A 12,664-nucleotide genomic window follows, 5' to 3' on the forward strand; every position below is an offset into this window, starting at 1 on the left:
GATGCAACCGCGCTTGTCCGTTGATATCCGGCGCCGGCTCGATCATCTGACGCTACGCATGCAATTTCAGGTTGAGGCCGAAATCCTCGTGTTATTCGGGCCGTCAGGCGCGGGCAAGACGCAAACGTTGCAGGCGATTGCCGGTTTGATGACGCCGGATGCGGGTGTGATCAGCCTCGGCGATACAATGTTGTTCCGCCAGCGTCAAGGCGAACCGCCGATCAACCTCCCGCCGCGCCGGCGCCGGATTGGCTACGTCTTCCAGCATTACGCTCTCTTCCCGCACATGACGGCGTTAGAGAATGTTGCGTTTCCGTTAGGCAATAGCACGCAGGCCCGCCGCCGCGCTTACGAGCTGCTCGATCGCATGCATCTGGCCCATCTGGCCCAGCGCAGACCCCATGAGTTGTCAGGCGGGCAACAGCAACGGGTGGCGATTGCGCGCGCTTTGGCGACCGACTCGCCCGTGATTTTGTTCGACGAGTCATTTTCAGCGCTTGACCAGCCGGTGCGCGACCAGCTCCACGCCGATCTGCGCGCGTTGCAAGCCGAACGCGGTCTGATTGTGATCTACGTCACCCATAATCTCGATGACGCCTTTGCGGTTGGGAGCCGGATCGCGATTGTACGCGAGGGCCAGATCGAGCAGATCGGGCCGTTAGCCGAGGTCTGCCGGTATCCGGCCAATGTGCGGGTGGCGCAGATTCTGGGCATAGCCAATGTAATTACAGCGCAAGTGATTGGCATTGAGCTTGAGCGAGTCTGGCTTGATTGGCAGGGATGGCGGATCGCCGCCGCGTTGCCGGCGCAACCGCCGGCGCTAGGTGAGATGGTCACGGCCTTCATCCGGCCCGAAGAAATTTGGTTGGTCTACCCCGATCGTCCGCTGTCCCGGTTTGCCAATCACAATCTCTTGCCGGGCCGGATTGTCGAGCAGTGGCCGGGCCGGCGGTTATTTCAGGTGCGGATTGCGGTTGGTGGGGCGATGCTAGAGATTGCCCACCCCTACACCGCGTATGCTGATCTCGGTATCGCGGCAGGGAGCGAGGTCCAGATCAGCTTCCAGCCGGAGAGTGTTGTCATTGTGCCAGCAGTAAGCCACGCCACGCATGATTTACGATCTCACCCGCCCGATCACATCCGGCATGCCGGTATATCCGGGTGATCCGCCGGTACAAATCACACCGTTGCCTAACCCGCCGTGGCAGATCAGCGCGCTGCAACTCGGCAGTCACAGCGGCACCCATCTTGATGCGCCGCGCCATCGCTTTGCCGGCGGAGTCGGAATTGATGCGATTCCACCTGCGCGGCTGGTTGGTCCGGGAATCGTGATCGATGCCGGCGGGTATGAGGCCAATGCACCGATCGGGCCAGAGGTGTTGGCTGGCGTGGCGTTGCCGGCAGGCCTGATGGTTCTTATCCGCACTGGCTGGGAAGCGTATTGGGGCACTGATGTGTATGCTCGTCATCCGTATCTGAGCGCTGGATTGGCGCAGGCGCTGGTTGATGTTGGCGTGACGTTGGTGGGGATCGATGCCTTCAGCGTCGACTCAACCGTTGATGGCAACGATGCCGCGCACCTGACTCTCTTAGGGAACAACATCCTCATTGCCGAAAATCTCTGCAATCTGGCTGCATTGGAGTGTGGTACACGCTATACCTTTGCGTTCCTCCCCCTTCCCCTCGTGCAGGCTGACGGCGCACCGGCGCGAGTGCTGGCTTGGCGCGAAAAGTAAACTATTTTTTAACTGCAAACACTCTTCAAATTCGATTTAGTTCATGTTATGCTAATTGAGCGTAATCTGTTTTCTGTGTTAGAATATAATTTACGCTACAAGATAACACGGTTAATAGATTTTTTTTGTAATAGTGCTGGTTGTTCTTCGATGATAGTTTGATTATTAAGAGTGTAACATGTGAATGGGATAATTGTATTGCAACGTCTCTTTAACATTTTTTATCATGCAGGATACACCCGAACAGAAGTTTCAGCGCTTTGAACACCAACGCCGCCGAATTTACCAAATCGCCGGTCTGTTCAGTATCGCTTTCATGTCAATTGATGTGTTTGCTATTAGTTCTTCCGAGTTGTACTAATCGTGGGCAGAACGTTGGGTGCATTTGACCAACAACCTGTTTATGGCTGTTTGCGCGCTGTTGCTCATCTGGATGTTATCTCAGCGCCGCTATCATCTGGCGTTTATCGAACGACTCGCCTTCTTCTTGTTCACCTTCGATTCGCTGTGTTAAATAGTTTGGTACCGTTACTATTTGGCCAAACGCTAGCGCAACGTTGGCATGAGACGAGATGATGTATGGTTGATCATGGTGGTATGCGCGCTCGCGTTTCACCTATTTCGCTATCAAATCGCGATGGCGTTTACGATCGGTTTTTACGGTCTTTCGACAGCAATGGTGGCCGGTCAGATGTGGTTCGCGAGTATGCAAGGCGCTGATCTTGCAGCGGGGTGGCAAGCGTTGCAAATCTTCGGTTCGGCAGCGGTATTGCTGGGGTTTATCGATGTGATGAGCCACTACCGGAATGCAGGCGCAACAATTGCAAACCGAATACGCATTGATGAAAGAGTGGGCGTTATTTGATGGCTTGACCGGGATTGCCAACCGGTGCCGCTGCGAACAGGCGTTGCGAGAGGCGATGGCGCGCGGCAAGCGTTACGGTGGCCGTTCACCATTTGCCTATGGCACATTGACTACTTTAAGCAGATCAATGATACCTACGGCCACGAAGCAGGTGATTACGTGTTGCGCCAGATAGCCCAAGTAGCCCGCTCTCAAATCCGCGCGGCTGACACGGTTGGCCGGTGGGGTGGGGAAGAGTTTTTCTGACTGTTGCCACATACCCGGTTGCCTAAGGCGCAGCAGTTGGTTGAGCGGCTGAGGCATGAGATAATGTCAGTAATTGTAATTGGCGATCGTCCGGTCACTGCTAGTTTTGGTTAGCTGAGTATTGCAATAATGATCTGGCCAGCTTGTTGGCGCGGGCTGACGAAGCCTTATACACGGCCAAATCCACCGGGCGCAATCGAGTGTGTGTGAATGCTCCGTTGGCAAGCCTGCCTGTTGCGTTCCTGTAATGCGTGACCTCTACCATTGTCTTGTTCCGTGTCTAATGTGTTGCGTTATGAGTCTGTAGGAGGCGGAGCATGCAGAGCGAATCGCTGCTGGTGGTACAAACTTGCTCTCATAGATAAAGATTTCGGTGTCATTTCTCCTCCCAACCCTATGCCAAATCAGGTATAACAAATGGGAATAGTTTCACAGGTTGCTCAAAACTCAACGTTAGTACATTAGTACATAGTAAGGTGAATTGTCCTCTAATCAGCATCACTTCGTTGGCGTAGCATTGGCTAAAGTTCCAATACCTCATCGTTGCTGCGGTGGCGAAGCCCCTTTCTGCTATGCAAACCGTCATCGAACAAGAACGCGGACGCTTCGACCAACAACGTCGCCGTACCTACCAGATCGCCGGTTCGCTGGGTGTCTTGATGGTGGCGCTCGATGTTGTCAAGCAGAGTCTTGATCACATCCAACCATTGTCTGTGCGCCTCATTTACATCGCCAACGATCTGTTTCTGATCGCGGTTTCCCTCCTCGTGATCTGGATGGTCACCACCCGGCGCGGTAGATTAACGACCGTTGAACGGCTAATGTTTATGGTGTTTGCTGCCGAGTCGTTGTTATTTAACGGGATCGTACCGCCGCTCCTGCTCGGCCAAACACTGGAATTGCGTTGGGAGCAGACCGTTAATGACGATATCTGGTTCTTGCTCATGATCTGTACGCTCGGTTTTCATCTCTTCCACCATCGTACTAGCGTGATGATAGTCACCGGTTTGTACGGCCTCTCGGTGGTCATTCTTGGCGGTCAAATCCTGTTCAGTCTGCCACATGAACCGGTAGAACTGGGGTTGTACTCGTTACAAGTGTATGGTATGGGCGCGATCTTTCTGTGTTTTATCTATATTGTCAGCCGTTACCGGGCACAATCCCAGCAGTTGCAGATCGAGTATAAGCTGATGGAAGAGTGGGCATTTGTCGATATGCTTACCGGGTTGGCCAACCGCCGGCGTTGTGAGCAGGAGTTGCAAGAGGCGATTGCGCGCCATCAACGGTACGGCGAACCATTTACGATCTGTCTGTGGGATATTGATCACTTTAAGCAGATCAACGACACCTATGGCCACGAAGGCGGCGATCAGGTCTTGCGCCAACTTGCTCGCTTGGCGCGCAACACGATTCGTTCGACCGATGTCGTTGGGCGGTGGGGCGGCGAAGAGTTTTTCCTGCTCCTGCCCTGCGTGCATCTCGCTGAAGCTGAGCAACTTGCTGATCGTTTGCGCCATCATATTATGGGGCAAACGGTGATCAGCGATCGCGTCGTCACAGCGAGTTTCGGTTTGGCCGAATATCACCCAAGCGACGATCAGGCCAGTATGCTGGCGCGAGCGGATGCTGCCCTGTACGAGGCTAAATCGGCCGGACGCAACCGGGTAGTCGGCGCAGGATTCGCTTCTGTGCTCGTATGAAACAATCGCAATCTAGCCGCCCAAGCGTTTCAGGCATCCAGTTCGCTCAAGTGGCGTAGTGCTGTGGCCGGGTGGTGCCAGCTATGTCGGATGCCGCTCCTTACCTACACTGGCAACCGTTTTTCTCCCCACTTGTCTCTGGTGGTTGCGAACGCAGCACACATTACCCACGAGCGCGGGCCGATCGCTTCAGGGTTCGTTTCGCCATACACAGGAGCTTGCTGTGGAGGCAACGCCCTCTCGTACTGGTCAATGGGAGGGTTATAGCGAGTCGGGTGCAGTGCGGCGCGCATCACTGCCGATTAGGCTGGCAGCGCTATGGTGTCGGCCAACCTGCGACAGCAGATGAGGGTGATCTGGTGGGTGTGGGAGCACGCGAATTGATGAGTATCGCGGGCTAGTGAGTTGCTCGGCGTCATTACTGGTGTCAATCGACATAACCGCGTGTCGCGGAATCGGTTATATCTGCAATCGATGCTATAATAACTACTACGCTGAACAAGCAAGGGGTTGGGTATGAGCATCGAGCAGATTGTTGCCGGGTGCGTAGTGCAGCTTGAGAGTATCCACATCGCGCGCGAGCGTGCGATCGCAGCGACCCGCGTTTTAGTGCGGCAGAGCGCCAACAGTATTCGCGCCGCCCATCGCGGCGATTATACGACGGCCCGCCATCTCTTAGCGGTTGCCGAGGGGGTAGTAGCCGAACTCAATGACGCTACCGCCGGCGCGCCCGAAGTGCGTTATGCCGGTTATACCCAAGATGCGCTCAAAGAGTATGCTGAGGCGCACTTAGTGCTGGCCTTTCTTGCCGGTGACGAGCCGCCAACCGGTGAAATGATTGGCGTTGAGCCAGCGGCCTATCTCAATGGTCTAGCCGAGGCGGCAAGCGAGCTGCGCCGGGCGATTCTCGATGGCTTGCGTCGGGGCGAGGTAGCGCGTGGTGAACAATTGCTTGGCGTGATGGACGATATCTACAGCGCATTGATCACGGTCGATTTTCCCGAGGCGATTACCGGCGGTCTGCGGCGCACCACTGATGCGCTGCGAGCGGTGCTTGAGCGTACTCGTGGCGATGTGACGGCGGCGATCCGGCAGGAATATTTGGTGACGGCGATGCGAGCGTTGGAAGCACGGCTTGAGTAGCTGGCAATCGTGAGGGCATGATGCAGGTTGATCAGGAAGCGCAGGGTCGCCGCAATAAAGTAGTGAGCGCTGCCGATGCTGTGCGCGTGATCTGCAGCGGTGATACGGTGGCGACGGGTGGGTTTGTCGGCACCGGCTTTGCCGAAGAGATCGCGATCGCCTTGGCGGAACGGTTTCGCGCCACCGGTCAACCGCGTGATCTGACTCTCGTCTATGCGGCTGGGCAGGGCGATGGGAAAGCGAAAGGGTTAAACCATCTCGGCCTACCCGGTTTGGTGCGCCGGGTCATTGGCGGTCACTGGGGGTTAGTGCCGGCCTTGCAACGCCTTGCTGTCAGTGGGCAGATCGAAGCCTATAATTTGCCGCAGGGCGTGATTACCCACCTCTACCGTGACATCGCCGCCGGCAAGCCGCGCACCATTACGCGCGTCGGCCTCGGCACATTTGTCGATCCACGCATTAGCGGCGGTAAACTCAACGAGCGCACCCAAACTGATCTGGTTGAGCTGATCACGTTTGATGGCGAAGAGTATCTAGCCTATAAGACCTTCCCGATCAATGTTGCCATCTTGCGCGGTACAACCGCCGATATCGAAGGCAATATCACCATGGAGCGCGAGGCGCTGACGCTGGAAGCGCAGGCGTTGGCGATGGCCGCTCACAATTCCGGCGGGATCGTGATCGTGCAGGTCGAGCGGTTGGCCCAGCGTGGTACCCTTTCGCCCCGTCACGTCAAGATTCCCAGCATTCTGGTCGATTGTATCGTCGTTGCGAGCCCCGAACATCATTGGCAGACCTTTGCCGTGGCTTACGATCCAGCGCTGAGCGGTGAGATTCGGGTGCCTACCGAGCTGTTGTCGCCGATGCCACTCAACGAGCGTAAACTGATCGCGCGCCGGGCGGCATTTGAACTACAGGCTAATGCGGTGGTAAACCTCGGCATTGGTATGCCGGAAGGGATTGCGGCGGTAGCCGCCGAAGAGGGCATCTCCGATCTGTTAACGCTCACGACCGAGCCGGGGGTGATCGGCGGCATTCCGAGCAGCGGGCTCAATTTCGGTACTGGTATCAATACCGATGCGATTGTCGATCAACCGGCGCAGTTTGATCTGTATGACGGCGGCGGGTTGGATCTGGCCTTTCTCGGCTTGGCGCAGGCCGATGCGGCGGGCAACCTTAACGTCAGCAAATTTGGCCCGCGGCTGGCTGGGGCTGGCGGTTTTATCAACATCAGCCAAAATGCGCGCCGGGTGGTGTTCGTAGGCACCTTTACCGCCGGCGGCTTGCAGGTGGAAGTCCACGATGGGAAGCTCCAGATCGTACAAGAGGGGCGTGAGCGCAAATTCGTCGAGCAGGTCGAGCACATTACCTTTAGCGGGCGCTACGCGGCCAAGCGAGGACAGTCGGTGCTCTATGTGACCGAGCGCGCCGTCTTCCGGCTCACTCCCGATGGCATTGCGTTGTGCGAGATTGCTCCCGGCATTGACCTTGAACGCGATATTCTGGCCCAGATGGCGTTCCGCCCGGCGCTGGCCGCCGATGTGCGCTTGATGGATGCGCGCATATTTCGGGATGGGCCAATGGGGCTGCGGGCAGAACTAGTTGGGTTGCCGCTCGAACGGCGCTTTAGTTATGACCCGCACAGCGGCATTCTCTTTATCAACTTCGAAGGTCTGCGCATCACCCGGCCTGAACAGATCACCGCGATTGCCGATCACGTTGACCAACTGGCGCGCCGGGCCGGCCAACGTATGGCGGCGGTGGTCAACTACGACAACTTCAGCATTACGCCTGAACTGTTGCTAGAATATAGCGCCATGGTCGCGCATTTGATGGAGCGGTATTACACCCACGTCACGCGCTATACGACGAGCGCCTTTTTGCGCATGAAGATCGGCGACGCCCTGACGGCGCGTGGGGTAGCGCCGCATCTGTTCGAGCAGCAGGAAGAGGCGTTACGCGCGTTGCACGTGTTGCCAGCCACGGATGCCGGTTAAGTGCAGGCTGTGCCTTCAACCGGCATCAACCTTCCCCATCGGTACCTGAATCGCCACCGTGGTACCCGGCCCAGCGCCAAATTGCAAGGTGGCCCCGATCTGGCGGCAGAGGCCCTGCACCAATTGCATACCAAGGCTGCCGCCGCCAGTGTTGACCGTGGATGGCATACCGATGCCGTTGTCGGCAACCTCAACGCGCAATGTATCACCGTCTTTGTGTAACCGTAGGCTGATCGTACCGTCTTTCGTGCCATGGGGAAAAGCGTGCTTGACGCTATTCGAGACCAACTCGGTGACAATCAAGCCCAACGCAATTGCCTGATCGATATTGATGCTAATGCCGTGGCTCACTTCGCTGACCAGCCGGATCGGGCTGCCCCGCATACTGAGTGAACGCCAGACGCTGGTGGCGATATTTTGCAGATACTCGCCAATATCGATATGGGCCAGACTCTCTGAGCGGTACAGTTGCTCATGCACTATCGCCAAGGCACGAATGCGGTTTTGGCTATCTTGAACTGCGGCGCTGACCCGCTCATCGCTGATATTCTCGGCTTGCAAGCGCAAGAGACTCGACACGATCTGCAAATTATTTTTGACCCGATGATGCACCTCGCGCAGCAACAACTCTTTTTCTGCCAGTGCGGCGCGCAGTTGGGCGGCAACCGCTTGCGGCCCTGACAAATCGGTCACTACAGCACACATATTGGCTTCGGTCTCGTCACGTAGGGCGCGCAACGAGATCTGCGCTGGTCGCTGCGAGCCATCAACCGCTTGCAGCGTGATTGGGCCTTTGCTCGAACCGGCGGCGCCAGCGGAGAGCAATTCAGCGCAGAGGAGCCGGTCAGCCGGCGCGACCAGATCGAGTAACGAGCGGCCAGTCAATTGGTCTTGGGGCAGACCGGCCATTTCAGCGAACTTGCTATTGCAATAGAGAATGGTGCCATCGGCCAGTAGGGTCAAGGCGCCTTCATTCATGGTTTCGACCAACACCCGGTAGGGATGTTCGGCGCCGCGCAGGGTATAGATCAACGGGCCGCGCGGCCCATCAATCACCAGCGCATCAGCCTCACCCATCTGTAATGCCCGCACCAACTCTTCCAATTCAGTGAGGCGCGCTTGAAGGCGAGCAATCTCGGCTGGACTCATCTGTGGCTCATTTCCCATACGGCACTTCCCTATGTATTCGCGCGAGGGTGTATGGGGGCAACCCCGTGTGTTGCCGGTACCACGCTCGTGAAGCGACACTCCTCAATCATCATCGGTCAGAATATTCAACGCAGCAGCCACTCGCGGCCAATCCGACGAACGCAATTCACCGATAAACGCCGTAGGCGGGCCGGGTTCGACAACCAGCAGTGTCGGTGTCGCGATAATGTGATCTTCGCGCGCCCGATCGGGCTGTTGGTAGACATCAATTACCTCAAGCCGGTAGCGACCGGGCATATACCGCTCGCACAACCGGCGCACCGTGGTAATTGCGCGGGTCGAGCGGCTGGTTGCGCCGGCGACGTACAACCGCAGCAATGGTACAACTGGCTGATTGGTGATATCCATCGGCTCAGCTCCCTGTATGTCGCCGGGGTGTTAGATCCAGCCCAACCAGCACCCGTTCCGTATTCGAGAGATCGCCAACGATTTTGCGTATCGGCGGCGGCAACTTGCGCACCAAGGTTGGAATAGCCAGAATATTATCGCTAATCGCTCGTTCGGGTTCGTGATGCAAATCGATCACGTGAACCCGATAGCGATTATGCAGGTATTGGTCACAAATCCGGCGCAAATTAGCGACTGCGAGCAGACTTTTGGGAGTCTGTCCGGCAATGTAGAGCCACAGATCATATTCATACTCCGGCGCTTCATCTGCCATCGCTACCCTCTTGAGTAGAGTCACGGTACCGGCTGGTCGCGAGCCGGCTCTGGATCTGCGCGCGTGCGCGTGCTTCCGATAGGTCGGCTGCCGCGTTCATCTCGTCATCGAGCGCAGCCAACTCGGCTTGCAACGCCTCGATCTGTAATGCCAACAGGCGCTGTTGCAAGGCGTAACGACGCTGGCGCTGGATCGCTTCCCGCTCGTGCAGTTCCTGTTCGTGCCGGAGCCGCTCTTGTTCGGCGATGCGGGCAGCGCCAATCAACACCGTCTCACCGGCGGCGTAAATTTCCACCAATCGCAACCCGTGCGCATCCATCACCAGCTCGCGCACCTGATTGGAATGGCGCATGCCGCGGGATTTGAGCACCAGCAAGCTACGGTTGCGTTCGCCGTTGGTCTCGTGGTTGCGCAAGACGATCCACGTATCGACCAGCGATGAAATATTGACCTCACTCTGGGCAGGATCGGCGCCGGCATTGGTTAAGCTGGTAGCGAGGGTGGTGACACCCAACGACTTAAGGCCATCGAAGAGGCGGAACAGCATCGTCGTAATATCAACCGGACGGCTGATGGTATGAAAGCCGGTGATCGGGTCGATCACTACGGCGCGCGCGCCGCTCTGTTCCACCGCTTCGAGCAACGTGATCAAGTGGGTCTCTAAACCGGCCAACGAGGGCCGGCTACTGATGATCTGCAAGAGGCCGCGATCGCGCCATTGTTGCAAATCAATCCCGATCGAGCGCAGATTGCGCACGATTTGATCGGCTGATTCCTCGAACGCGAAGAAGATCGCCGGTTCGCCGCGGGCGCAGGCAGCGGCGACAAACGATGCGCCAAGGCTTGTTTTGCCCGAACCGGTCGGGCCGCTTACTAGAATGGTGGAGCCGCGGTAATAGCCGCCGCCATCGAGCAAGTGGTCGAGATCGGGAAAGCCGCTTGAGATGCGTTCAGCGGAAACCGGATACCTCAGCGTAAACGAGGTGATTGGCAGCATAGTGATGCCATGTGGCCCGATCGTAAAGGGATACTCATTGACGCCGTGAGAAGAGCCGCGATATTTGACGATGCGGGCATAGCGGGTCAACACATGCTCGGTAATCCGGTAGTCGAGCAAAATGACGCAATCAGCGACAAACTCTTCGATCCCAAAGCGGCTCAGGCCTTGCCCGGAACGTTCGGCGGTAATTATGGCGGTCAGGCCGCGCTGGCGCAACCAGCGGAAGAGACGTTGCAATTCGCCGCGCAGAATGGATTGATTGCCAAACGCGCTAAAGAGGGTTTCAATCGTATCGAGCACGATCCGTTGTGCCCCAATGCGATCAATCAGCAGGCCAAGCCGAATGAAGAGGCCTTCGAGATCGTACTCGCCCACCTCTGCTATTTCACCCTGCTCAAGCGAAATCTGTTCGAGCAGCAACAACCCGCGCTGTTCCAAATTGGCGACATCAATAGCAAGGTTCGCCACATTCATACGCAAATCAGCCGGGCTCTCTTCAAACGAGACAAAGAGGCCGGGTTCGCCGTAGAGCGCCGCGCCGCGGACCAACGTTTCAAACGCGAGCAGGGTCTTGCCACAGCCAGCGCCGCCGCAGATCAAGGTCGTCCGGCCTCGCGGCAGACCGCCGCCGGTGATGTCATCGAGACCACGAATCCCAGTTGGCGCTTTAGGCAAGTTCGTGATGGCGGCAGGAAATTCCACCAACGCTCCTCTTCTCTACAACAATACCGGCTCCTCCCCGTCATGCGCGGCGGCGACGAGTGGCATCATTCATCAGTCGGATCAGCGCGGTTCATCACCTTGGCCATATGCTTGCCAGCTAACGCGCCGAACCCCAGACTAGCCAATTCGGCAATCATTGCTGCCAACTGGTAGCCGCTGCCCTGTGCTGGATCGGGATGGTACAGGCTCAGTACGCCAATCACCTCATCGTGTTGCCGGATGGGTAACGACATCCGCTCGCCGAGCAACCCGTTCGGGATAAAATTGCATACATGGCTATCGCCGGCCAGACTCAACGCCCAGCGCCGTTCTCCCCAACACGAGCAGCGCGGTACCGGCCGGTGAACGAGTGGTTCACCCCAGTGACCAACCGGATGGACAAGATCGGTGGCAGGGTTGTAGATCAACAAAGAACCACGATAGCCGTGTAACAAGTTCGCGCCAGCGGTAATGATGGCCGCATAGATCTCTTGGCGCGAGCGCGCTGCGTTAAGGGTATGCGCGAGCGTACCGAGAGCGGTGAGTGCCTGTTCACGCTGTTCTAGCAACGATTGATTAGTTTGTAATCGGCGTTTCGCTTCTTGCAACTGGTTGATTGCCCGTTGCCGTTCACTGACATCACGGAACACGATCACGACACCCTCATTTGCACCGTCAGCGCCGGTTATTTGGGCTACGGTATGCTCAACCAGCAAGCGATCGCCATTCCGGGTCAGGAGCGTGACCGGGGCTGGCAAGCCATTTACCGAATCGGGATGGGGCGGCGTGCTATCAGCCGGCAAGCCGGTATTGGTGGCAACCAAGGTATAAATGCGCGCCAAGGGCCAACCGATAGCCTCCTCGGGGGTAATGCCCAACAAGCGCGCAGCCACCGGATTGACAAAGGTGATCCGGCTTTGCGGATCGGTGACAATTACGCCATCGCCGATGCTGGTCAAGGTCGTGCGGAGATGGCGTTCGCTAGACTGCAGGCGCCGTTCAAGCCGGTACTTATAAGCGGCGACGGCAATAGCGACCTCAAGCTCGCGTTCGTCAAACGGTTTAAGCAAGTAAGCCCATGGTTCAGCGAGGAGCGCCTCGCGCAAAGTCTGATCGTCGGCGTGCGCAGTCAAAAAGACGACCGGCACCCCCCAACGGCTGTAAATCTGGCGTGCGGCTTCAATGCCGTCCATAGCCCCGCTGAGGCGAATATCCATCAAGACCAGATCAGGCGGTTGCCGCGCCACCGTAGCCAACGCCGCTTCACCACTTGTCACCACATCGGCGACCGAATGGCCGATGCGCCGCAAGGTCTGGCTTAGGTCTTGGGCAATGATTAATTCATCTTCGACGATCAACACCCGCATGTGTTTTCTCGGAGCTTAGCAGCAAAAGTGGTTCGTTG

General features: G+C 57.2%; 12 protein-coding genes. 7 read left to right on the plus strand and 5 right to left on the minus strand.

All coding sequences use genetic code 11. From position 1 onward, the window contains the following. The first annotated feature begins 1 nt into the window (after nt 1). The 7 genes from Q1A00_RS11890 to Q1A00_RS11920 all read left to right on the plus strand — a co-directional run bounded on the left by Q1A00_RS11890 (nt 2) and on the right by Q1A00_RS11920 (nt 7,687). Nucleotides 2–1,165 (plus strand): ABC transporter ATP-binding protein, encoded by a 1,164-nt coding sequence (locus Q1A00_RS11890; RefSeq protein WP_299645023.1) that lies wholly within the window; start codon nt 2–4, stop codon nt 1,163–1,165. Then, nucleotides 1,110–1,736: a cyclase family protein gene (locus Q1A00_RS11895; RefSeq protein WP_299645024.1), complete on the plus strand. Its 627-nt coding sequence runs from the start codon at nt 1,110–1,112 to the stop codon at nt 1,734–1,736. Before Q1A00_RS11890 ends, Q1A00_RS11895 begins: the two co-directional genes overlap by 56 nt. 562 nt (nt 1,737–2,298) lie before the next feature. Then, nucleotides 2,299–2,601: a hypothetical protein gene (locus Q1A00_RS11900; protein WP_299645026.1), complete on the plus strand. Its 303-nt coding sequence runs from the start codon at nt 2,299–2,301 to the stop codon at nt 2,599–2,601. Nucleotides 2,602–2,625: 24 nt separating this feature from the next. Next, the gene (locus Q1A00_RS11905) at nt 2,626–2,847 is read left to right on the plus strand and encodes a GGDEF domain-containing protein (RefSeq protein WP_299645027.1); all 222 of its coding nucleotides are present in this window, start codon (nt 2,626–2,628) and stop codon (nt 2,845–2,847) included. A 572-nt stretch (nt 2,848–3,419) separates the two neighbouring features. Further along, nucleotides 3,420–4,547 carry a diguanylate cyclase gene (locus Q1A00_RS11910; protein ID WP_299645028.1) on the plus strand — a complete coding sequence of 376 codons (1,128 nt, stop codon included), beginning with the start codon at nt 3,420–3,422 and terminating at the stop codon, nt 4,545–4,547. Between the two features lie 516 nt (nt 4,548–5,063). Then, complete coding sequence (locus Q1A00_RS11915; protein ID WP_299645029.1) at nt 5,064–5,690, plus strand: haloacid dehalogenase; 627 nt, start codon at nt 5,064–5,066, stop codon at nt 5,688–5,690. A gap of 17 nt (nt 5,691–5,707) precedes the next feature. Next, nucleotides 5,708–7,687, plus strand: coding sequence for an acyl CoA:acetate/3-ketoacid CoA transferase (locus tag Q1A00_RS11920; RefSeq protein WP_299756992.1), 1,980 nt, complete (start codon nt 5,708–5,710; stop codon nt 7,685–7,687). 15 nt (nt 7,688–7,702) lie between these two features. Here the strand turns inward: Q1A00_RS11920 and Q1A00_RS11925 are convergent, their stop codons facing one another. The 5 genes from Q1A00_RS11925 to Q1A00_RS11945 form a co-directional block, all read right to left on the minus strand. Beyond that, on the minus strand, nt 7,703–8,836 hold the full coding sequence (locus tag Q1A00_RS11925; RefSeq protein WP_299756995.1) for a histidine kinase dimerization/phosphoacceptor domain -containing protein: 1,134 nt from the start codon (nt 8,834–8,836) through the stop codon (nt 7,703–7,705). 102 nt (nt 8,837–8,938) lie between these two features. After that, nucleotides 8,939–9,244 (minus strand): circadian clock KaiB family protein, encoded by a 306-nt coding sequence (locus tag Q1A00_RS11930; RefSeq protein WP_066783387.1) that lies wholly within the window; start codon nt 9,242–9,244, stop codon nt 8,939–8,941. A gap of 4 nt (nt 9,245–9,248) precedes the next feature. Further along, entirely contained in the window at nt 9,249–9,557 is a 309-nt protein-coding gene (locus Q1A00_RS11935; protein ID WP_299645032.1) for a circadian clock KaiB family protein, read from the minus strand. Beyond that, the gene (gene kaiC / locus Q1A00_RS11940) at nt 9,547–11,259 is read right to left on the minus strand and encodes a circadian clock protein KaiC (protein WP_299645033.1); all 1,713 of its coding nucleotides are present in this window, start codon (nt 11,257–11,259) and stop codon (nt 9,547–9,549) included. The genes Q1A00_RS11935 and kaiC overlap by 11 nt, the downstream gene beginning before the upstream one ends. 65 nt (nt 11,260–11,324) lie before the next feature. After that, on the minus strand, nt 11,325–12,626 hold the full coding sequence (locus tag Q1A00_RS11945; RefSeq protein ID WP_299645034.1) for a response regulator: 1,302 nt from the start codon (nt 12,624–12,626) through the stop codon (nt 11,325–11,327). Nucleotides 12,627–12,664 lie beyond the last annotated feature (38 nt).

Origin of the sequence: uncultured Chloroflexus sp., assembly GCF_938091255.1 — a bacterium.
Lineage (GTDB): Bacteria > Chloroflexota > Chloroflexia > Chloroflexales > Chloroflexaceae > Chloroflexus.

Coding starts and splice junctions, on each gene's coding strand:
- Q1A00_RS11890 (WP_299645023.1), top strand. CDS start 2: ATGCAACCGCGCTTGTCCGTTGATATCCGGCGCCGGCTCGATCATCTG.
- Q1A00_RS11895 (WP_299645024.1), top strand. CDS start 1,110: ATGATTTACGATCTCACCCGCCCGATCACATCCGGCATGCCGGTATAT.
- Q1A00_RS11900 (WP_299645026.1), top strand. CDS start 2,299: ATGAGACGAGATGATGTATGGTTGATCATGGTGGTATGCGCGCTCGCG.
- Q1A00_RS11910 (WP_299645028.1), top strand. CDS start 3,420: ATGCAAACCGTCATCGAACAAGAACGCGGACGCTTCGACCAACAACGT.
- Q1A00_RS11915 (WP_299645029.1), top strand. CDS start 5,064: ATGAGCATCGAGCAGATTGTTGCCGGGTGCGTAGTGCAGCTTGAGAGT.
- Q1A00_RS11920 (WP_299756992.1), top strand. CDS start 5,708: ATGATGCAGGTTGATCAGGAAGCGCAGGGTCGCCGCAATAAAGTAGTG.
- Q1A00_RS11925 (WP_299756995.1), bottom strand. CDS start 8,836: ATGAGTCCAGCCGAGATTGCTCGCCTTCAAGCGCGCCTCACTGAATTG.
- Q1A00_RS11930 (WP_066783387.1), bottom strand. CDS start 9,244: ATGGATATCACCAATCAGCCAGTTGTACCATTGCTGCGGTTGTACGTC.
- Q1A00_RS11935 (WP_299645032.1), bottom strand. CDS start 9,557: ATGGCAGATGAAGCGCCGGAGTATGAATATGATCTGTGGCTCTACATT.
- Q1A00_RS11945 (WP_299645034.1), bottom strand. CDS start 12,626: ATGCGGGTGTTGATCGTCGAAGATGAATTAATCATTGCCCAAGACCTA.